The sequence below is a fragment of the Nonomuraea sp. MG754425 genome, assembly GCF_021699195.1.
Taxonomy (GTDB): domain Bacteria; phylum Actinomycetota; class Actinomycetes; order Streptosporangiales; family Streptosporangiaceae; genus Nonomuraea.
In genome coordinates, this window is sequence record NZ_SSXE01000025.1 from 1 (window position 1) to 20400 (window position 20400).

Genomic DNA, 20400 nt, shown 5'->3' on the forward strand with positions numbered 1-20400 from the left:
CACGCCCCCTGGGCGGCGGCACGGGAGCCGCCGCCGGGGTGGTCAGGGGGAGGACGGGCGGGGCGTCCGCCGGGACGCCCACCGGCGTCGTGACGAACTCAGGCCCGCGCGGACTGCCCAGCCCCCTCATGGCAGCCTCGAGAACCACGCCATCGACGCCGCCGCCGCGATCAGCCCGAAGAGCAGCCCCGCCCCCACGAACCACTGCCAGATCTCCTGCCACTCCGTGCGGTAGCCGACCGACGTGCCGATGTCGTCGTAGACCGCCTGCAACTCGTCGCCGCTGGCCGCCTCGTAGAAGCCGCCGCCCGCCGACTCGGCCAGGGCGCGCAGCGCGGGGCCGTCCACCGGCACCGGCATCTCGCGGCCCGACATGCTGATGGTGCCGTCCGGCGTGCCGTACGCGATGGTGGTGACGGGCACGCCGCGCGAGGACGCCTCGGTCGCCGCGTCGCCCGCCGTGCGGCCGGTCGTGTTGGAGCCGTCGGACAGCAGCACGATGTGCGCGGGCGGCGACTCCTCCTCCGGGTCGAGCGCGGCGATCGCCTCCAGCGAGGAGAAGACGGCCTCGCCGATGGCCGTGCCCGAGTCCAGGCTGAGCCGGTCGAGCGCGCTCAGCACCGCGGGCCGGTCCCTGGTGGGCGGCACCGCGACGGACGCCGCGGACGAGAACGACACCAGCCCCAGGTTGAACCGCTCCGGCAGCCCGTTCACGAACTGCCTGGCCGCCTGCTTGGCCGCCTCGAACCGGTTCGGCGAGACGTCGGTGGCCCCCATGGACGCCGACACGTCGAACGCCACCATGATCGTGGCCCGCTCCCTGGGCACCCGCACCTCGGCCGACGGCCGGGCGATGCCCACCACGAGCAGCGCGAACATCAGCAGCAGCGCCGCCGCGGGCACGTGCCTGCGCCACCCCGGCTGCCGGGGCGCCACCTTGTCGAGCAGGTCGAGGTTGGTGAAACGGACGGCGTAGGCGGTCCTGCTCCGCAGCGCCGTGATCACGTACAGCAGGGCGAGCAGGAGCACGGGGACGAGCAGCAGCAGCCAGACGGGCGAGATGAGGGTCACGCCACGTCACCCCCTCCCTCCGACGTCCGTCCCCGGCGGGACGGGCTCACCGCCGACGCGGCCAGGCGGCGCTGGCGCACGACGTGCCCCATCAGGTCACGCACCCAGTCCCGGTCGGTACGCAGCCGCAGGTGCGCGGCCCCGGTCCGGCGCAGCCCCTGGGAGATGGCGTCCCGCTGCCCGGCCGCCGCCTCGGCGTACCGGCGGCGCAGCCGGGCGTTGCCGGTGGCGACCTCGCGCCGGCGTCCCGTCTCCGGGTCGACCAGCGTGAGGATGCCCACGTCGGGCAGCGTCAGCTCGCGCGGGTCGAGCACCTCCACGGCCAGCACCTGGTGCCGGGCGGCGAGCCGGCGCAGGGGGAGCTCCCACGTGCCGGGCTCGTCGAGGAAGTCCGACACCACCACGACCAGGCCGCGCCGCCGCACCACCCGGCCGAGTTGCCCGGCCGCCACGCCGAGCAGCGGCTCGGCCACCCCCGGCGGGGTGCGCGGCAGCGCGAACGCCGCCTGGAGCAGCGCCATCAGGTGCGGCCGGCCCGTCCTGGCGGGCAGCGTCCTGACCCCGCCGCCGTGCAGCAGGTGGGCGCCGATCCGGTTGCCCGTGCGCTGGGTGAGGAAGCCGACGGCGGCCAGGGCCGACACGGCCAGCTCCCGCTTCTCCATCGCCGCGGTCCCGAAGTCCATGCTGGCGGTGGCGTCGAGCAGCCCCCAGATCTCCAGCTCCCGGTCCGCGACCAGGTCACGGACGTGCGGCTCGTTCGTACGGGCGGTGACGTTCCAGTCCATCCGCCGCACGTCGTCCTCCGGCTGGTACGGCCGGGACTCCGCGGGCTCGCTGCCCGGCCCCGGCACCAGTCCCAGACGCTCCCCCTGGAGCAGTCCATCCAGTCTCCTGGTGATCGTCAGTTCGAGCCTGCGCAGCGCGGGCTCGGCCATCAGGTACGGCTTCATGCCACCGCGTCCCGCCGCGTCTCGGGCCGCGGCAACTCGTACGGAGGCGTCTCCTGGCTGGGGGCGATGACCGGCAGCGGCACCGCCGCCACCACCCGGTCCACGACCTGCCGGGGCGGCACCCCGTCGGCCAGCGCGTCGAAGGAGAGCACGAGCCGGTGCGCCATGACGTCGTGCGCCAGGTCCCGTACGTCCTCCGGCAGCACGTAGTCGCGCCCCCGCAGCAGCGCCAACGCCCGGCCGGCCGCCAGCAGGCCCAGCGTGGCCCTGGGGCTGACGCCGAAGGCCAGCAGCCGCCCGACGTCCGGCACCCCGTACCGCTCGGGGTCGCGGGTGGCGTAGACCAGGCGGACGGCGTACTCGGCGACCGCGTGGTGCACGAAGACCCGCTCGGCCCGGCGTTGCAGGGCGACGACCTGCTCCGGGTCGAGCACGTTCTGGGGCGTGGGCGGGTCCACGCTCATGCGGTAGACGATCGCCAGCTCTTCCGACTCGCTGGGATAGTCCACGTCGATCTTCATGAGGAAGCGGTCGCGCTGTGCCTCGGGCAGGTGGTAGACGCCCTCGGACTCGATCGGGTTCTGGGTGGCCAGCACCAGGAACGGCCTGGGCACCTCGTACGTGACACCGCCGATGCTCACCTGGCGCTCGGCCATGATCTCCAGCAGCGCGGACTGCACCTTCGCGGGCGCCCGGTTGATCTCGTCGGCCAGCAGCAGGTTCACCATGACGGGGCCGAGTTCGACGTCGAACGACTCCGTGGAGGGCCGGTAGATCCTCGTGCCGACGATGTCGGACGGCACCAGGTCAGGCGTGAACTGGATACGCGCGAACGTCCCCCCGGCCACCGTGGCCAGGGTCTCGGCGGCCAGCGTCTTGGCGATGCCGGGGACGCCTTCGAGCAGGCAGTGCCCCTTGGCGACGACCGCCACGAGCAGCCGCTCGACCATCCGGTCCTGGCCCACGATCACGCGCTTGACCTCGAACAGGGCGCGCTCCAGCAGCGCGGGCTCCGTCACGGCTGGACGCTTCCGTGGTGGCACTCGTCCACGACGACGCGCAGTTCCAGAGCGGTCGGCTCCGGATCGGCGAACGCCGCGCTTCCGGTCAGCAGCAGTGCGCCGGCGGCGAGCACCACAAGAGCGAAACGTGATGTACGCATGGATTCCTCGTCCCCTCGATGTCTTGCTGCGAATGTCATCAAGAGACCGCGAAAGCTGGCGTAACCATCGCCTTTACACGGTTTTTCGGTCGAGGGCCGGAGTAACACGCGAAAAGGGGCCGCTCCCGAGGAGCAGCCCCTATTCCCGTCGCCGGACGGTCAGTCGTTCAGGTGCTGGCGCAGGTACGACTCGACGCCGTCGATCGCGATGCGCTCCTGCGCCATCGTGTCGCGCTCGCGGATCGTCACCGCGTGGTCCTCGAGGGTGTCGAAGTCGACCGTGATGCAGAACGGCGTGCCGATCTCGTCCTGGCGCCGGTAGCGGCGGCCGATCGCGCCGGCGTCGTCGAACTCGACGTTCCACCGCCGCCGGAGCTGGGCGGCCAGGTCGCGCGCCTTCGGCGACAGGTCGGCGTTGCGCGAGAGCGGCAGCACCGCGGCCTTGACCGGGGCGAGCCGGTGGTCGAGCCGCATGACGGTGCGCTTCTCCATGACGCCCTTGGCGTTGGGCGCCTCGTCCTCGCTGTAGGCGTCGAGCAGGAACGTCAGCGCGGCCCGGTCGACGCCGGCCGCCGGCTCGATGACGTAGGGGACGTAGCGCTCGCCGCTCTCCTGCTCGAAGAAGCTGAGGTCGACGCCCGACGCCTTGGAGTGGGCGGTGAGGTCGAAGTCGGTGCGGTTGGCGACGCCCTCGAGCTCACCCCACTCGGTGCCGGTGAAGTTGAAGCGGTACTCGATGTCGACCGTGCGCTTGGAGTAGTGGGACAGTTTGTCCTGGGGGTGCTCGTAGAGGCGCAGGTTGTCCTTGTTGATGCCCAGGTCGGAGTACCAGCGGTAGCGCTCGTCGATCCAGTACTGGTGCCACTCCTCGTCGGTGCCGGGCTTGACGAAGAACTCCATCTCCATCTGCTCGAACTCGCGGGTGCGGAAGATGAAGTTGCCCGGCGTGATCTCGTTGCGGAACGACTTGCCGGTCTGGCCGATGCCGAACGGGATCTTCTTGCGCGCCGACTGCTGCACGTTGAGGTAGTTGATGAAGATGCCCTGCGCGGTCTCGGGCCGCAGGTAGGCCAGGCCCGACTCGTCCTCGATCGGGCCGAGGTAGGTCTTGAGCAGGCCGCTGAACTGCCTGGGCTCGGTGAAGGTGCCCTTGTTGCCGCAGTTGGGGCAGGTGATGTCGGCCAGGCCGGACTCGGGGGCCTTGCCGTTCTTCTCCTCGTACGCCTCGATCAGGTGATCGGCGCGGAAGCGCTTGTGGCAGGACAGGCATTCGGTCAGCGGGTCGGTGAAGGTCTCGACGTGGCCGCTGGCCCGCCACACCTCGGGGGCCAGGATGACGCAGGAGTCGAGGCCCACCACGTCGTCACGCGACTGGACCATCGACAGCCACCACTGCCGCTTGACGTTGTTCTTCAGCTCGACGCCCAGTGGACCGTAGTCCCAGGACGCGCGCAGTCCGCCGTAGATCTCGCTCGACGGGTAAACGAGCCCGCGGCGCTTGGCGAGGCTGACGATGGTGTCCATGACGTCGGTGCGTCGTGCCATTTTGGATGATTCTCTTTCCGGCTGGAGGTCGGCGAGGGAAATTTGGTGAGATCCCAGCTTAGGGGACGGGCACCCGCTCTCGCGCGCCAGTAATGCTACGCCCCGTCGCGGGTGTAGACGTCCTCGAACGCACTGGGCTCGTTCAGCATCAGGATCATCAGGGGATACATCACCATTCGGGCGGCGGACAGCGCCCGGCGGTAGAAGCCCGCGCCCTCCCATTCCGTGACCAGGGCCCACAGATTGGGCTCGTCGACCGAGCGGGCCAGCCTGCCCCGCAGGTAGCCGGGCTGGGTGGCGAACGTGTCAAGGATGGTGTGGCCCTGCTTGACGAAGTCTTGGGACTGGGACTCTGGAACGGTGTATCGGATCACGGCGAGCACCCGACCAGCCTAAAGGTGCGGACGGGCCGCCACAGGCCGGCGGGCGAGGTATCTCCCGCCTCCGTGGCGGCGATTTGCCGGATCCTGGGGGCCTTTGCCGGGAAGGTCCGCGCCCGTGCCGTGGCCGTTCCCCGTAGGCTCTGGTGCGTGGCCCCTGACAACAAGCAGCCCCAGGGCGAGCAGTACTTCACGCCTGGCGCGACCGGCCTGCGCAAGACGGTCGAGCGGCGCAGCGCGGTGCCGATGACGTTCCTGTTCACGCAGGTGCCCCGGTGGGTGACGCCGGTGGTGCTGGTGATCCTGCTGCTGGCGGGGTTCGCCGCGGCCAACCCGCTGGGCGGGCTGGCCGTGCTGCCGGTGCTCGCCTTCGTGGGCTGGCTGGCCTACCTGTCGTGGCCGTCGCTGGGGGCGGGCGGGAAGGTGATGCGGGTCGCCATGCTGACGTTCCTGGTGCTCCTCGCGGCGACCCGCTTCGGGATCTTCTGAGCGCCCGTCAGGGCAGCAGCGTGTAACTGGGGAAGTTGCCCGGCAGGCGCTCGGCGTCCTGGCCGACGGTGGCGGCGCGGACGAGCAGGTCGCCGCCGACGAACGCGCCGCGCCACGACGCGCCGAGCCCGCCGAACAGCTCCTCGCGGTCCCCGCGCGAACGCGGCCGGTTGTGGCCGACCTTGAAGGCGCGCACCTCGGGCGACAGCCGCCGGTAGGTCTCCTCCTCGTCGCAGGACAGCGTGGCGACCAGCGCGCCGTTGCTGGCGTTCATGGCGGCCAGCAGCTCCGCCTCGGTGTCCACCAGGACGACGGTGTCCACCGGGCCGAACGGCTCGGCGTGGTGGAGGGGTGAGGACGGGGGCGGGTTGAGCAGCGCGGTCGGGGCGAAGTAGGCGGAGGTGTCCTGGCCCGGCAGGAAGTGGCCGGACTCGAGCGAGGCCCGGTGGATGGGCACGCCGCCCCGCGTCACCGCCTCGTTCACCTGGTCGGCCAGTTCCTTGGCCTTCGAGGCGTTGATCAGCGGCCCGAAGTCGAGCGCGGGCAGCGGGTCGTCCGGTTCCGCGACGGCCAGCGGGTGGCCGAACCGCAGCGAGCCGACGGCCTCCAGGTAGGCGGCCAGGAACTCGTGGAACAGCGAGCGCTGCACGACGAAGCGCGGGTAGGCGGTGCAGCGCTGCTTGGCGTAGTCGAAGGAGCCGCGCAACTGGCGGGCGAGCAGGTCCCAGTCGCCGTACTCCCAGATGCCCCAGCAGTTGAGCCCCTCCTGCTCCAGGACGTGCCGCCGGCCGAGGTCGGCCAGGGAGGTGGCGACCTTCGCCCCGGCGTCCCTGCCGCCCACGAACGACACGCAGCCCAGCGCGGTGGAGCCGACGAGCACCGGTGACAGCTCCGCCCCTCCCCCGCTGACCAGCGTGAACGGCAGCCCTTCGCGTACGGCCAGCGCGCAGGCGAGGGTCAGGCAGCACAACCCGCCGTCGGTGGGGGTCTTGGCGATCACGGCGTTGCCGGCCAGCGCCTGCACGAGCATGGCGTGCATGAGCACGCTCATCGGATAGTTCCAGCTCGCGATGTTGCTGACGGGGCCGGGCAGCGGCGTGCGGCCGTCCACCATGCGGTCGATCTCCTCGACGTACCAGCGCACGCCGTCGAGGCAGCGGTCGACGTCGGCGCAGGCCGTCTTCCACGGCTTGCCGATCTCCCAGACCAGCAGCAGGGCCAGCAGGTCGCGGTGCGCGGCCATGGACTCCACCGCGGCCGACACCATGGCCTTGCGTTCGGCGAGCGGAAGGTGCCGCCAGCGCCGGTGCTCCTCGGCCGCGCCCGCGACGGCCCGTGCCGCGCCCGCCCGGTCGAGCCTGGGCGGGCCGGCGATGGCGGTGCCGTCGAGCGGCGAGAAGCCGGGCACCGGCCGCCCGTCGCGGTGCCAGACACCGCCCCAGTGGTTCAGCACCCGGTCGTCGTGGAAGGCTTCAGGGGCCGCCGTACACGCTTGCTCGTAGGCGTCCCGCCAGGACGTACCCGGCTTGAGCCGCATAAGCTCCTCCTCAGTAGAGTCTCGGCCGGCTCTCGGTCCCACTCGATCAGAGCCTGGTCGGATCCCGGTCGGACCTCAGTCGGACCAGTCGGCGGCGATGAGCTCGGGCACCGGCTCGAACTCCTTGATCGCCTCCAGCGAGGGCCCCATGGCGGCGTTGGCCTCGCGCTCCACCATCACCTCGACCAGCACCGGCAGGCGCTTGGCCGCCGCCTGCGCGCTCGCCCACGCCAGCGCGTCGCGGATGTCGCCGGGCAACTCGACCCGGCGCGCCGGGCAGCCGAACGCCTCCATGGCCTTGACGTGGTCGATGCCGCCCTCGCCGTAGTGCAGGTCCACGGCGTAGTTCATCTCGTACGGCAGTTCCGCCTGCCGGATCAGCCCCAGGTACTCGTTGTTGATCATGACGATGACGAACGGCACCCGGTACTGCGCCGCCACCGCCACCTCCTCCATCAGGAACTGGAAGGAGTAGTCGCCGACCACCGCCACGACCTGCCGCTCCGGGTGGGCGAGCTTGACCCCCATGGCCGCGGGCACCTCCCAGCCCAGCGGCCCGGCCTGCCCGCAGACCAGGTAGCGGCGCGGCAGGTAGGTGGTCTGGAACTGGCCGGACCAGATCTGGTAGAGCCCGATGGCGGTGACGAACGTGGTGTCGCGCGGGAAGTACTCGTTGATCTCCCTGAACACCCTGGGCGGCTTGATGGGCACGTCGTCGAAGTCGTCGCGGCGTCCCAGGGTGCCGCGCAGTTCGGCGACCCGCCGCGGCCACCTGCCCGGCTCGCGCGGGCCGCCGCGGCGGCGGGCCTCGTCGCGCAGCCCGGCCAGCACGGGCCGGGCGTGGCCGAGCACGCCGAGGTCGGGCTCGAAGACCCGGCCGATCTGCATGGGGTCGATGTCCACGTGCACGAACGTGCGGCCCCGCCGGTAGACGTCGAGGTCGCCGGTGTGCCGGTCGCCGAACCGGGCGCCCACGGCCAGCACCATGTCGCTCTCCAGGAACGCGGCGTTGCCCCACCGGGTCTGCGTCTGGATGCCGGCCATCCCGGCGAACAGCGGGTGGTCCTCGGGGAAGGCGCCCTTGCCCATGAGCGTCACCTGCACCGGGACCTGGAGGTGCTCGGCCAGCGCCCGCAGCTCGTCGGTCGCCTCGCCGATGATCACGCCCCCGCCGGCCAGGATGATCGGCCGCCGGGCCGCCTCCAGCAGGTCCATGGCCGCGCGGACGGCCTTGGGCAGCGGTTCCGGCGCCTCGACGGGCAGCGGCGCGTCCAGGGCGGGGTCGTAGCGGCAGGAGCCGCGCTGGACGTCGAGCGGCAGGTCGATGAGCACCGGGCCGGGCCGTCCCGAGCGGGCGACCCGGAACGCCTCACGGAACAGCCACGGCGCCTGGGCGGGCTCCTTGAGCTGGACGGCCCACTTGGTCACCGGGCGGGCGATCTCCACGATGTCCACCGCCTGGAACGCCTCCTGGTGCAGCTTGGAGGTCACGGCCTGGCCGGTGACGCAGATGATGGGGATGGAGTCGGCCAGCGCGGTGTACAGGCCGGTGATCATGTTCGTGCCCGCCGGGCCGCTGGTGCCGACGCAGACGCCGACGTTCCCGGTGACCCTGGCCCAGCCGTCGGCCGCGTGGGTGCCGCCCTCCTCGTGGCGGACGGTGACGTGCCGGATCGAGCTGTTCTGGAGCGCGGCGTAGAAGGGCAGGATGGCCGCGCCGGGGATGCCGAAGACCGTGTCCACGCCCTCCGACTCCAGCACCCGCACCACGGCCTCCATGCACGGGACCTTCGTCATGCGTTCAGCCTTTCGATCACCTTCAGCAGGGCGGAGTGGTCGAGCGAGCCGTGGCCCTGCGCTCTGGCCGCGGCCACGAGCTGGGCGACCTGCCCGGTGAGCGGCAGGCTGACGCCGGCCTCGCGGGCGGCGGCCAGGGCGATGCCCATGTCCTTGTGGTGCAGGTCGATGCGGAAGCCGGGGGCGAACTCCCGCCGGACCATGGTGTGCCGCTTGAGCTCCAGGATCCGGGAGCCCGCCAGGCCGCCGGCCAGCACGTCGAGCCCCGGCGCCGGGTCCACGCCGGACGCCTCCAGCAGCACGATCGCCTCCGCCACCAGCCCGTAGATGCCGCCCACGACGAGCTGGTTGGCGGCCTTGACGGTCTGGCCCGCGCCGGCCGGGCCGACGTGGACGATCGTGACGCCGAGCCGCTCCAGGACGGGCCTGGCCTCCTCGACGTCCTCGGGCGCCCCGCCGACCATGATCGACAGGGTGCCGTCCACCGCGCCGCGCTCGCCGCCGCTCACGGGGGCGTCCAGGGCCCGTACGCCGACCGCCGCGGCCTGCCGGGCGACCCAGCGGGAGGTCTCGGGCTTGATCGTGCTCATGTCGATGTAGAGCAGGTTCGGCCGGCCGTACTCGACGATGAGCGGTGCGACCTCCTCGACCTGCGGCGAGTCGGGCAGCATCGTGATCACGACGTCGGCGCCGGCGACCGCGTCCACCACGCCGGCGGCGCCCTTGCCGCCCAGGGCGGCCAGGTGCCCAACGCGCTCGGCACTCACGTCATAACCAGTCACGACATATCCGGCTTTGAGGAGGTTGGCCGCCATCGGGCTGCCCATGATCCCCAAGCCGACGAACCCGATGTTCATGCCCGCCTCCAGTCGAACGCGCCCGGCCCCTGGTGCCGGTACTCCAGGCCCACGTGACCGCGGTAACCCGCCGCTTCCAGCCGCGCGAAGATCTCCGGGTACGGCATCCGCCCGCTCCCCGGCCGCCCCCTGCCGGGGTCGTCGGCGATCTGCACGTGCCCGAACCGGCCCGCGTGCCGGTCGATGAGCGCGAGCACGTCCTCGCCCATCCGGTGCAGGTGGTAGAGGTCGGCCAGGAACGCCACGTTGTCCCGGTCCACCCGGTCGATGAGCTCGAACGCCGCCTCCGACGACGTGATCGGGTAGAGCGGGTTGTCGTGGGAGTTCAGCGCCTCGACGACCACGGTCGCGCCGATGTCCCGCGCGGCGTCGGCCGCCCCGCGCAGGTTCGCCACCGCCAGGTCGGCGTCGGTGCCGGGGCCGTTGCCGTACAGCGCGTTGAGCACCGTGCAGCCGAGTTCGCCGGCCAGGCGCACGGCGACGTCGATGTTGGCCTGGAACCGGGCCGAGCCCCTGGGCCTGGCCAGCAGCCCGCGCTCGCCCGCCGCCATGTCGCCGGCGTCGAAGTTCAGCCCGGTCAGGCGTACGCCCGCGTCCTCGACGGCCCGGCGCAACTCCGCCAGCGCCACGCCGCCGGGGTCGGGGCCGTCGAACGGCCACCACAGCTCCACGGCGTCGAACCCGTGCTTGGCCGCCGCGGCCGGGCGCTCCAGCAGCGGCAGGTCCGTGAAGAGGATGGACAGGTTGACGGCGAACCTCATGACGCCGCCTTCGGCAACACCGAGCGCATCAGCCGGGCGGTCTCCGAAGGAGTCCGGCCCACCCGCACGCCGACCGCCTCCAGGGCCTCCTTCTTGGCCTGGGCGGTGCCCGACGAACCGGACACGATCGCGCCCGCGTGCCCCATCGTCTTGCCCTCCGGGGCGGTGAACCCGGCCACGTACGCGACCACGGGCTTGGTGACGTTCGCCGCGATGTAGGCGGCGGCCCGCTCCTCGGCGTCGCCGCCGATCTCGCCGATCATGACGATGGCGTCGGTGCCCGGGTCGTCCTGGAACGCCTGGAGGCAGTCGATGTGCGTGGTGCCGATCACCGGGTCGCCGCCGATGCCGACGGCGGTGGAGAAGCCGAGGTCGCGCAGCTCGTACATGAGCTGGTAGGTCAGCGTGCCGGACTTGGAGACCAGCCCGATGCGGCCCGCCGAGGTGATGTCGGCGGGGATGATCCCGGCCGACGACTGGCCGGGGCTGATCAGGCCGGGGCAGTTGGGCCCGATGACCCTGGTCGCGCCGCCGGCCAGGGCGCGGAAGCGGACGGCGTCGTGCACCGGCACGCCCTCCGTGATCACCACGCAGAGCGGCACCCGCGCCGCCACCGCCTCCTCGACGGCCGAGGCGGTGAAGCGCGGCGGCACGAAGACCACCGACACGTCCGCCCCGGTCTGCTCGACCGCCTCGGCGACCGAGCCGAACACCGGCACCGTGCGCTCGCCGAAGTCCACCGACCGGCCGCCCTTGCCGGGCGTCACCCCGGCCGTGACGTCGGTGCCGGCGGCGAGCATCCGCGCCGTGTGCCGGGTGCCCTCCGCGCCCGTCATGCCCTGGACGAGCACCCGGCTGTCCTTGGTCAGAAAGATCGCCATTTACGCACCTGCCGCGAGTCTGGCCGCCATCTCGGCGGCGCCGTCCATGGTGGAGACCTGGCGTACCGCCGGGTGCCGGGCGTCGCTGAGGATGCGCCGGCCCACCTCGGCGTTGTTGCCGTCCAGCCGTACGACGATGGGCCGGCCGCGGCCACGCTCGCCGAGCAGTTCGAGCGCGGTGACGATGCCGTTGGCCACCGCGTCGCAGGTCGTGATGCCGCCGAAGACGTTGACCAGCACCGAGCGCACGTCGGGGTCGCCCAGGATGATCTCCAGGCCGTCGGCCATGACCTGGGCGGACGCGCCGCCGCCGATGTCCAGGAAGTTCGCCGGGTCCGCGCCGGCGCCCGCCACCACGTCGAGCGTGCTCATCACCAGCCCGGCGCCGTTGCCGATCACGCCGACCGTGCCGTCCAGCTTCACGTAGTTGAGCCCTTTGGCCCTGGCGCGGTCCTCCAGGCTGCCGGTGCGCTCGTCGTAGTCCTCCCAGGAGTGGCGGAAGGCCGCGTTGCCGTCGAGGGTGACCTTGCCGTCGAGCGCCACGATCCGCTGGTCGGTGGTGCAGATCAGCGGGTTCACCTCGACGAGCAGCGCGTCCTCCGCGACGAGCACCCGCCACAGCCGTTCCAGGACCTCGGCCGCCTGCTCGGGCAGGCCCGCCTTGGCCGCGAGCAGCCTGGCGGTGTCGGCGTCCACGCCCGCCACGGGGTCGATGGGCAGCTTCACGATGGCGTCGGGGTCGGTGGCGGCCAGTTCCTCGATCTCCATGCCGCCCTGGCCCGACACCATCGCCAGGAACCCGCCCTCGGCGCGGTCCACCAGGAAGGCCGCGTAGTACTCCTCGAACGGCACCGTCGCGGACTCCACCAGCACGCGGCGCGCGGTGTGCCCCTTGATGTCCATCCCGATGACCCGGGCGGCCTCCGCCTCGGCCGCGGCCGGGCCCGCCGCCGCCCTGATCCCGCCCGCCTTGCCCCGGCCGCCGGTCTTCACCTGGGCCTTGATGACGACGGGCGCGTTCAGCCCGGCCGCGATCGCGCGGGCCTCGGCCGGTGTGGCGGCGGTCCGGCCTGCGGGAACCGGGATCCCGTGACGCCCGAAGAGCTCCTTCGCCTGGTACTCGTACAGGTCCATTCGAGCCTCCTTTGTAGACGGTATACCGTATGGAGTATCCTTCGTCTAGGGTCTCGACAGGCCGTCTGGTGCGGGATATTCCATACAGTATGGAGAATGCAATCAGGGATTGGCGGGGCCGGCCGTACCGCCCCGGGCCCGTCCCGGCCGACCGCACCCGCATGTTCCGGCTGGCGCTGGCCGCGATGGCGGCGATCAGCCCGCTCCAGTACGGCTTCGCCGCCCTGCTCACCGGGCAGGACGGCGGGCTGACCCTGCTGACGGTCTGGATCGCCTGCCAGGCCGCCGGCGCCCTGCCCGCGCTCCACCTCGTCAGACGGCGGCGGCTCGGCGTGCGCGCCTGCCTGGCGGCCGGAGCCGCCCTGTCCGGCCTCGGCCTGGCCACGGCCGCCCTGGCCGTCCCCGCCGTTGCCCCAGTCGCGGGGGCCGCGGTCGCCGGGGTCTCCCCGCCTGCGGGAGGCGATCCGGCGGCGCTGCTCTCCGCCGGCGGGCTCCTCGCGCTCATCGGTTACGCCGTGCTCGGCGGGCTGGGCGCGGGCCTGGTCTACGGGGTCTGCGGCGAGGTCGTCTCCTCCTGGTATCCCGAACGGCCCGCCGCCCGCGTCGGCCTCATCACCGGCGCCTTCGGCTACGGGGCCGTGCCCCTGCTGCTCTGGGCGGGGATCGCCCCGGGCACGACCCCGGTCGCCTTCCTGGCCTGCGCCGCGCTCGCCACCGCCGTCATCGCGACCGCCGCCCGCCGCCTCCGGCTGCCGCCGCCTCTGTGGTGGCCCGGCGACGTGGACCCGCGCACCCACGCCCTGGACGCGGCCCGGCTGCGCACCTCCCCCGAGGCCGTCAAGCAGTTCGGGCTCGCGCAGGCCCTGCGCACGCGCACGCTTCCGGCGCTCGCCTTGATGCTGGTGTGCGCGGGCGCGGTCTCGGTGTTCGACGTGATCGTGGTGGCGGGCACCGGCGCGTGGGGCGCGGTGGCCCTGCTCGTGGCGCTCAACGGCGCGGGCCGCTCGGCGGCGATGCGGGCGGCGGAGCAGTTCGGCCGCCGGCGGGTCCTGGCCGCCGTCTTCGGCTCGCTCGCCCTGGGCCAGATCCTGCTGGCGGTGGCCGTCCAGAACGCGCACGAGGGGGCCGGCGCGGGGCCGCTGCTGTGGCTGGGGGCGCTGGCGGCCGGGCTGGGCGGCGGGGCCTTCTACCCGCTGCTCGCCAGCCTCGTCCGCGAACTGTTCGGCACCGAGCGGGCCACCGAGATCCACGCCGTCGTCTACAGCGCCAAGGCCCTGGCCGGCGTGCTGGCGGCGGGCCTGGCCCTCACCGCGCTGACGGCCCCCGGCGGAGCACTCCTGGCCGCCGCCGCGCTGGCGGCGTTGCCGGCCCTGGCCACGCCGCGCCTGCGCATCCCGGGACTGCCCGCCACCATCCCGCTGTGACAGCGTCGCGCCCCGCGAGACGACCCTCTGTCACACAGGCCGCCACGACGCGACGCTCTGTGACGAGGCTCACGGCCGGAAAGAACCCCTGGACGGTATGCTGTAGGCAGTCGACGAAAAACCAAATGCGCCTATTCCTGGAGACTTGACCATGTTGCTGTCGGATCAGGCCGGTCAGACGGCGGCCGCCAAGATTCCCCGCCCCGCCACGCTCCGGGAGAGCGTGATCGAGGCTATCCAAGAGCTCATCGTCTCCGGCCAGCTCAAGCCCGGTCAGCACCTCGTGGAGAGCGAGCTGGCCGAGCTGCTCGGAGTCTCCAGGCAGCCCGTACGCGAGGCGCTCCAGCAGCTCAGCGGCGAGGGCTGGGTCGATCTCCACCCGGGCCAGGGCGCGTTCGTGCACGTGCCCACGCTGGAGGAGGCCGATCAGCTCCTCGCGGTCCGCACGCTGCTGGAGACCGAGTCCGCCAGGCTCGCCGCGCAGCACGCCGGCGAGGACGGCGTACGGCGGCTGCGCGTCCTTTGCGAGCGCGGCATCGCCGCCGTCCGCTCCGACGACGTGGACGACGCCGTGGCGACCAACTCCGAGCTGCACGCCCTGGTCACCGACCTGTCGGGCAACAAGGTGCTGGCCGAGCTGGCCTCCCAGGTGGCCCGGCGGGTGCGCTGGTACCACACGCCGGTGGCCCGCCAGCGCGGCATGGCCTCGTGGGACGAGCACAAGGCGCTGATCGACGCCATCGAGGCGGGCGACGAGCGCCGGGCCGCCAAGATCATGCGCGAGCACACCGAGCACACCCGGGCCTCCTACATGGAACAGCGGGAGAACGAGCCGCTGGAGCCCGCCCCCAAGCCGGTGCGCCGCCGCCGGCCCCGGCAGCTCGGTTGACGCGACCGTCACACAAGGCCACCCGCTCCGAAACACCCCAGGTGGAGGGTGGGAGCCAGACCGATCGGAGGTGCATGACCATGAAGGCGTTCATCCGCTTTCTCCTCGGTGATCCCCTGGGCCAGGCGGCGGACGGCCGGGCCATGGGCATCGGCCTGAACGCCGCGCTCAGGAAGCACTACTCGGCCGACGACGCCGAGCACTACCTGCGGCAGTGGAGCTCCGGCCACGACGTGCGAAGAGCCCGCGGCACCGAACCGCGGCACTGAGAGACGAGACGAAGCCACGACGTCGAGCCGCGGCAGGGAGCGGCCACCCCGGAGGGCAGCCGCCGGCCCCGCGCGCGGCCCGGTTCAACGATCCGCGGTCTCCGGCTCCTTCGCCTTCCTGGCATCGCGGGCCGACTTGAGCAGGCTCAGCACCGTCGTGACGGCGAGGGTGCCGATGATGACCCCGAGCGAGACCATGATCGGGATCTCCGGCGCCCACGACACCCCGTCGTGGTGCAGGGCCTCGAGGATCAGCTTCACGCCGATGAAGGCCAGCACCACCGACAGGCCCTTGCTCAGGTAGACCAGCCGGTCGAGCAGGCCGCCGAGGAGGAAGAACAACTGCCGCAGCCCCATGAGGGCGAAGGCGTTGGCGGTGAAGACCAGGTAGGGCTCCTTGGTGAGGCCGAAGATGGCCGGGATCGAGTCCAGCGCGAACAGCAGGTCGGTGGTCCCGATGGCGACCATCACGATCAGCATCGGGGTGACCATCCGGCGGCCGTGGTGCACGGTGAGGCGGGCGCCGTGATAGGTGTCCGTCGTCGGCAGCACCCGGCGCACCGTGCGCAGGGCGATGTTCTCGGAGAACTCCGCCCCCTCCTCCTCGCTGCCGACCAGCTTCCACGCGGTGTAGACGAGGAACGCGCCGAAAACGTAGAAGAGCCAGTCGAACCTGGTGACCGCCTCGGCTCCGGCGGCGATGAAGCCGCCGCGCATGAGCAGCGCCAGGATGATGCCGATGAGCAGCACCTTCTGCCGGTACTGCCGCGGCACCTGGAACCGGCTCATGATCAGCAGGAAGACGAACAGGTTGTCCACGCTGAGCGAGTACTCGGTGATCCACCCGGCGAAGAACTCCCCGCCGTGCGCGGGCCCCGAGAGCAGCAGCAGCCCGACGCCGAAGCCCACGGCCAGCGCCACGTAGAACGAGACCCAGGCCACGCACTCCTTGAAGCTGGGTTCGTGCGGGTTGCGGGCCACGAGCCAGAAGTCGAACGCGAGCACCACGCAGAAACCGCCGATGGTGGCGGCCCAGATCCAGAACGGCAGCTCCATGGCCGGGACCATCTACGCGTCCCCCTTCCGGGGCCTTTTCCGGGTGCGCATGAGCCGGGCGAAGCGCACGTACTTGTCGAGCAGGTCCTGGGCGAGCGGGTTGTCGCCGGCCACGCGCATCAGCCAGTGCGGCATGACCCTCTCGTGCAGCCAGAGGAAGCCGATCGCGAAACCGAGGGCGATCATCGCCTGGTAGGCCAGGAACGCGGGCACGCCCTCGATGAGCCCACCCGTGGGGGCCGCGATCTCCTGTGTCAGCCGGGACACCGGGAAGGCGGCCATCCAGTACAGGCCGATCGGCCCGAAGGTCCCCGGGCGGAAGACGTTGTGACCGAGCAGCATGCCGTACAGGCCGCCGAAGAGCGCCAGCGGCGTGGCGAGTGCCAGCGCCGCCAGCGCCGCCATCGCGGTGGGCTGCCCCGCGAACAGGGTCAGCCCACCGGCCATGGCTCCGGCGACGGCTCCGATCGACGCCCCTGGCAGGGCGAGTTCGAGGCTGTGCCGTCCGATCATCAGCCCACGACCACGCCGTAGGCGAACAGGCTGTAGAAGAGCATGCCGAGATAGAAGACCGCGCCGAAGCCGATGATCGCGTTCGACCACCATCTCGGCCTGATCGGCTTGGGCAGCATGCGGTTGTTCACCAGGAGCAGCGTCACGCAGTACGCGCCCATGGCGAACGTGGACAGGAACGCCAGCGTGTCGAGGATGCCGCTGGGCCCGTCGGCGGGTCCGAAGAGCAGGATCAGGATCCCGAACAGGATCACGCCCCACAGGAAGACGCCGTACAGGCGCGACATGCCGAGCTTGCGGGTCTTGGGGATGAAGTGGAAGGTCATGTCGGCCTGGCCGCGCGAGAACGAGTCGAACAGCCCCAGCGTCGCGTTCAGGCCGATCAGCGCGATGAACCCGAGGAACACGACCCCGAGAACCGAACTGCCCGCCGAGGAGACGGCGTTGGACATCGCGGTCAGCGCCACCTCCCGGTCGTCGCCCTGGATGACCTGTCGTACGCCCGGGTCGATCCGCACCGCGGCCTGCGCGATCACCGTGAAGGAGATCGTGACGAGCATGGTGATGCCCCAGAACAGCAGCAGCGCGTCGAACGTGACCCAGCGCCGCCAGCCCTTCCACTTGGCCATCTCGGCCGGGTCCTCGGTGTCGAACATGAACCCGTGGGTGGGCCGCTCCTCCTCCTCGCCCGCGTGCCGCAGCCCGCGCACCTTCGGCTGGTGCACGCCCATGCCGGCGCCGGAGTCACGCAGGTGCAGCGTGTACCACATCTGCTGCATGCCCGACGGGCCGGCGAAGGCGCAGGCGCCCACGATGACGGGGAACCAGGCGGCCGTGAGGGCCTGCGGCGGCAGGTAGCCGAAGGAGAACATGCCGGTGATCGTGGTGACCACGTCGCCCCAGGAGCCGACCATGGCCGCGATCACGGCGGTGCCCAGCACGAGCACGCCGATCAGCAGGGAGAGCACGCTCTCGAGCAGGTTGTAGATCACCTTGGCGAGGGTGAAGACCACGCCGACGACGATTAATCCGGTGATCGCCGTCACCATCCAGGGGATGCCGGTGACCTCCTCGAACGCCGCCGCCCCGGCCGACAGGTGGCCCGGCCAGATGTAGACGGCGATCGCCACGATGAAGAAGAACCACATCAGCGGCTTGAACACCCTGGCCGCGCCGGTGAAGATGCTCTCCCCCGTGGCCATGGCGTACCGGGCCATCTCCAGCATCACCACGGCCTGGAGGGTGACGCCGATCAGGAACAGCCACCTGATCTCGGGGCCGAACAGCAGCACCAGCCGCGGCCACATGTACGACTCGCCCATGCCCACGCCGAGCGCGACGAGAAAGACCGTCGGCCCGATGATGTGCACCGAGGGGGGCGCGTCGGGGAGCTTCCTGATGGGCATCGGCTCAAGCCGGCCCGCTTTCCATACTCGTTGATCCTCGACCGGCGGCGTGGCCGTCGCCGGTGGTGTGTTCGATGTGTCCACCTTCGGACCTCCTGGGGGGTGTGTTGCCTTCCTCTGCGCCCCGAATTGCCCCCTCGCCCGGCGCTGCTGGAACTCGGCTCTTAGCCCAGCAGACCGGCCGCCCTGGCCCAGCGGTACTTCGCACCGAGGACCGCCACGGGCTTCTCCGTCGTGTACGGGTACGCGACCACGCCGTGCTCGAACAGGTACTCGCTGGCCTCCTCAACCTCGGTGTCGCCGGCCAGTGACGCCACGACCGGCTTGACGTTGCCCTTCGCCCGCTCCTCCGCGACCACGCGCGCGATCAGCTCGGCGAAGACCATCGGCGGCGTCACGATCGTGTGCCAGTAGCCCAGCACGAGCGCGTGGATACGCTCGTCGCGCAGGCCGAGGCGGACCGTGTTCTCGTAGGTCGAAGGGGGCTCGCCGCCGGTGATGTCGATGGGGTTGCCCGCCGCGCCGAACGGCGGGATGTAGGCGCGGAACGCCTGGTCCAGGTCGTCGGGGATGTCCATGAGGGTCAGCCCGGCGTCCACGATGGCGTCGGACAGCAGCACGCCCGAGCCGCCCGCGCCGGTGATGATGACGACGTTCTCGCCCTTGGGGGCGGGCAGGATCGGCAGCGCGCGGGCGTACTCCAGCATGTCGTTGAGCCCGGGGGCGCGCACCACGCCGGCCTGGCGCAGGATGTCGTCGTAGACCTTGTCGTCGCCGGCCAGCGCGCCGGTGTGCGAGCCCGCGGCCCGCGCGCCCATCGCGGTGCGCCCGGCCTTGAGCACGATGACCGGCTTCTCCTTGACCACGCGGCGGGCGGCCTCGACGAAGCCGCGGCCGTCCTTGAGGTCCTCCAGGTGCATGGCCACGGCCCTGGTGTTGTCGTCCTGCTCGAAGAAGGTGAGCAGGTCGTCCTCGTCCACGTCGGCCTTGTTGCCGACGCCGACGATCGCCGAGACGCCCATCTTGGTGGTGCGGCTGAAGCCCAGGATGGCCATCCCGATGCCGCCGCTCTGCGAGGTCAGCGCCACGCTCCCGCGCACGTCGTACGGGGTGCAGAAGGTCGCGCAGAGGTTCTCGGGCGTGTAGTAGTAGCCGTAGATGTTGGGGCCGAGCATGCGCACGCCGTGCCTGCGGGCGATCTCGACGATCTCCTTCTGGCCTTCGACGTTCCCGGTCTCGGCGAAGCCGGACGGGATCATCACGGCGCCGGCCACGCCCTTCTCGCCGACCTCCTCCAGTGCCGGCGCGACGAACTTGGCGGGGATGGCGAACACGGCCACGTCCACGTCGCCGGGCACGTCCGCCACGCTCTTGTACGCCTTGAGCCCCATGATCTCGTCGGCCTTGGGGTTGATCGGATGGATCTGCCCCCGGTAGCCGCCGTTGATGAGGTTCTTCATGACCGAGTTGCCGATCTTGCCGTCCTCGGCGGAGGCGCCGATCACGGCGACCGAGCGCGGCTTGAAGATGCGGTTCATCTGCCGCAGGATCTCCTCACGCGGCAGCCGCTCGACCTCGGGCGACGGCTCGCCGATGAGGATGCGCACGTCGGCGGCGACCGCGCCGCGCGCGTCGGCGAAGACGGGGTTGAGGTCCACCTCGACGATCTCGGGGATGTCCGTGACGAGCCGGCCGACGCGCTCGATCAGCGCGGCCAGCGCCTGCCTGTCGGCGGGTTCGGCCCCCCGGGCGCCGCGCAGCACCTCGGCCGCCCTGATGTCGTCCAGCATGCTGAGCGCATCATCACCCGAAACCGGGGCAAGCCGGAAGGTCACGTCCTTGAGCACCTCGACCAGGACGCCACCCAGCCCGAACGCGACGACCTTGCCGAAGGTCGGGTCGGTGACCGCGCCGACGATGACCTCGTGGCCGCCGCCGACGAGCTGCTGCACCTGGACGCCGTCGATCCTGGCGTCGGGGTCGTGGGCGCGGGCGTTGGCCAGGATCCGGTCGTGGCCCTCCCGTACCTCGTCCTCGGTCCGCAGCCCGACCAGCACGCCGCCGGCGTCGGTCTTGTGCAGGATGTCCGGCGAGACGATCTTCAGCACGACCGGGAACCCGATCTCCGCGGCCAGCCGCACCGCCTCGTCGGCCGAGGTGGCCAGGCCCTCGCCCGGGGTGGCGATGCCGTACTCCTGGCACAGCTCACGGCCCTCGGGGGCGGTCAGTGCCGTGCGCCCCTCCGCGAGCGCCTTGTCGATGACTTCCCTCGCGGCCAC

General features: G+C 71.7%; 20 protein-coding genes. 4 read left to right on the top strand and 16 right to left on the bottom strand.

Features of this window, described 5'->3' with window-relative positions; genetic code table 11:
- Nucleotides 1-126: 126 nt before the first annotated feature.
- The 6 genes from FAF44_RS11395 to FAF44_RS11420 all read right to left on the bottom strand — a co-directional run bounded on the left by FAF44_RS11395 (nt 127) and on the right by FAF44_RS11420 (nt 5102).
- Nucleotides 127-1071 carry a VWA domain-containing protein gene (locus tag FAF44_RS11395; RefSeq protein WP_237103051.1) on the bottom strand — a complete coding sequence of 315 codons (945 nt, stop codon included), beginning with the start codon at nt 1069-1071 and terminating at the stop codon, nt 127-129.
- Complete coding sequence (locus FAF44_RS11400) at nt 1068-2021, bottom strand: DUF58 domain-containing protein (RefSeq protein ID WP_237103052.1); 954 nt, start codon at nt 2019-2021, stop codon at nt 1068-1070. The genes FAF44_RS11395 and FAF44_RS11400 overlap by 4 nt, the downstream gene beginning before the upstream one ends.
- A complete protein-coding gene (locus FAF44_RS11405) occupies nt 2018-3040 on the bottom strand; it encodes a MoxR family ATPase (protein ID WP_237103053.1) in 1023 nt (340 codons plus the stop codon). The genes FAF44_RS11400 and FAF44_RS11405 overlap by 4 nt, the downstream gene beginning before the upstream one ends.
- Complete coding sequence (locus tag FAF44_RS11410; RefSeq protein ID WP_237103054.1) at nt 3037-3183, bottom strand: hypothetical protein; 147 nt, start codon at nt 3181-3183, stop codon at nt 3037-3039. The genes FAF44_RS11405 and FAF44_RS11410 overlap by 4 nt, the downstream gene beginning before the upstream one ends.
- Nucleotides 3184-3342: 159 nt before the next feature.
- Nucleotides 3343-4728 carry a glycine--tRNA ligase gene (locus tag FAF44_RS11415; RefSeq protein WP_237103055.1) on the bottom strand — a complete coding sequence of 462 codons (1386 nt, stop codon included), beginning with the start codon at nt 4726-4728 and terminating at the stop codon, nt 3343-3345.
- A gap of 95 nt (nt 4729-4823) precedes the next feature.
- The gene (locus tag FAF44_RS11420) at nt 4824-5102 is read right to left on the bottom strand and encodes an antibiotic biosynthesis monooxygenase (protein ID WP_237103056.1); all 279 of its coding nucleotides are present in this window, start codon (nt 5100-5102) and stop codon (nt 4824-4826) included.
- Nucleotides 5103-5258: 156 nt separating this feature from the next.
- Between FAF44_RS11420 and FAF44_RS11425 the strand changes: the two genes are divergently transcribed.
- Nucleotides 5259-5597, top strand: coding sequence for a DUF6703 family protein (locus tag FAF44_RS11425; RefSeq protein ID WP_237103057.1), 339 nt, complete (start codon nt 5259-5261; stop codon nt 5595-5597).
- A gap of 7 nt (nt 5598-5604) precedes the next feature.
- Here the strand turns inward: FAF44_RS11425 and FAF44_RS11430 are convergent, their stop codons facing one another.
- The 6 genes from FAF44_RS11430 to sucC form a co-directional block, all read right to left on the bottom strand.
- On the bottom strand, nt 5605-7134 hold the full coding sequence (locus FAF44_RS11430; protein WP_237103058.1) for an aldehyde dehydrogenase family protein: 1530 nt from the start codon (nt 7132-7134) through the stop codon (nt 5605-5607).
- A 75-nt stretch (nt 7135-7209) separates the two neighbouring features.
- Nucleotides 7210-8931 carry a glyoxylate carboligase gene (gene gcl / locus FAF44_RS11435; protein ID WP_237103059.1) on the bottom strand — a complete coding sequence of 574 codons (1722 nt, stop codon included), beginning with the start codon at nt 8929-8931 and terminating at the stop codon, nt 7210-7212.
- Nucleotides 8928-9788 (bottom strand): NAD(P)-dependent oxidoreductase, encoded by an 861-nt coding sequence (locus FAF44_RS11440; RefSeq protein WP_237103060.1) that lies wholly within the window; start codon nt 9786-9788, stop codon nt 8928-8930. The genes gcl and FAF44_RS11440 overlap by 4 nt, the downstream gene beginning before the upstream one ends.
- Complete coding sequence (locus tag FAF44_RS11445; protein ID WP_237103061.1) at nt 9785-10549, bottom strand: hydroxypyruvate isomerase family protein; 765 nt, start codon at nt 10547-10549, stop codon at nt 9785-9787. Before FAF44_RS11445 ends, FAF44_RS11440 begins: the two co-directional genes overlap by 4 nt.
- Nucleotides 10546-11430 carry a succinate--CoA ligase subunit alpha gene (gene sucD, locus FAF44_RS11450; RefSeq protein WP_237103062.1) on the bottom strand — a complete coding sequence of 295 codons (885 nt, stop codon included), beginning with the start codon at nt 11428-11430 and terminating at the stop codon, nt 10546-10548. The genes FAF44_RS11445 and sucD overlap by 4 nt, the downstream gene beginning before the upstream one ends.
- The gene (gene sucC / locus FAF44_RS11455; protein ID WP_237103063.1) at nt 11431-12564 is read right to left on the bottom strand and encodes an ADP-forming succinate--CoA ligase subunit beta; all 1134 of its coding nucleotides are present in this window, start codon (nt 12562-12564) and stop codon (nt 11431-11433) included.
- An 89-nt stretch (nt 12565-12653) separates the two neighbouring features.
- On the opposite strand from sucC, the gene FAF44_RS11460 reads away from it, so the two are divergent.
- The 3 genes from FAF44_RS11460 to FAF44_RS11470 all read left to right on the top strand — a co-directional run bounded on the left by FAF44_RS11460 (nt 12654) and on the right by FAF44_RS11470 (nt 15146).
- Nucleotides 12654-13988 carry an MFS transporter gene (locus FAF44_RS11460; RefSeq protein WP_237103064.1) on the top strand — a complete coding sequence of 445 codons (1335 nt, stop codon included), beginning with the start codon at nt 12654-12656 and terminating at the stop codon, nt 13986-13988.
- 151 nt (nt 13989-14139) lie between these two features.
- Nucleotides 14140-14877 (top strand): GntR family transcriptional regulator, encoded by a 738-nt coding sequence (locus FAF44_RS11465; RefSeq protein WP_237103065.1) that lies wholly within the window; start codon nt 14140-14142, stop codon nt 14875-14877.
- A gap of 80 nt (nt 14878-14957) precedes the next feature.
- A complete protein-coding gene (locus tag FAF44_RS11470; RefSeq protein ID WP_237103066.1) occupies nt 14958-15146 on the top strand; it encodes a hypothetical protein in 189 nt (62 codons plus the stop codon).
- An 84-nt stretch (nt 15147-15230) separates the two neighbouring features.
- Here FAF44_RS11470 and FAF44_RS11475 read toward each other — a convergent pair whose 3' ends face one another.
- The 4 genes from FAF44_RS11475 to FAF44_RS11490 all read right to left on the bottom strand — a co-directional run bounded on the left by FAF44_RS11475 (nt 15231) and on the right by FAF44_RS11490 (nt 20400).
- Complete coding sequence (locus FAF44_RS11475; protein WP_237103067.1) at nt 15231-16202, bottom strand: TerC family protein; 972 nt, start codon at nt 16200-16202, stop codon at nt 15231-15233.
- Between the two features lie 12 nt (nt 16203-16214).
- The gene (locus FAF44_RS11480; protein ID WP_237103068.1) at nt 16215-16715 is read right to left on the bottom strand and encodes a hypothetical protein; all 501 of its coding nucleotides are present in this window, start codon (nt 16713-16715) and stop codon (nt 16215-16217) included.
- Complete coding sequence (locus tag FAF44_RS11485) at nt 16715-18121, bottom strand: Nramp family divalent metal transporter (protein ID WP_237103069.1); 1407 nt, start codon at nt 18119-18121, stop codon at nt 16715-16717. The genes FAF44_RS11480 and FAF44_RS11485 overlap by 1 nt, the downstream gene beginning before the upstream one ends.
- A gap of 164 nt (nt 18122-18285) precedes the next feature.
- Entirely contained in the window at nt 18286-20400 is a 2115-nt protein-coding gene (locus tag FAF44_RS11490) for an acetate--CoA ligase family protein (RefSeq protein ID WP_237103070.1), read from the bottom strand.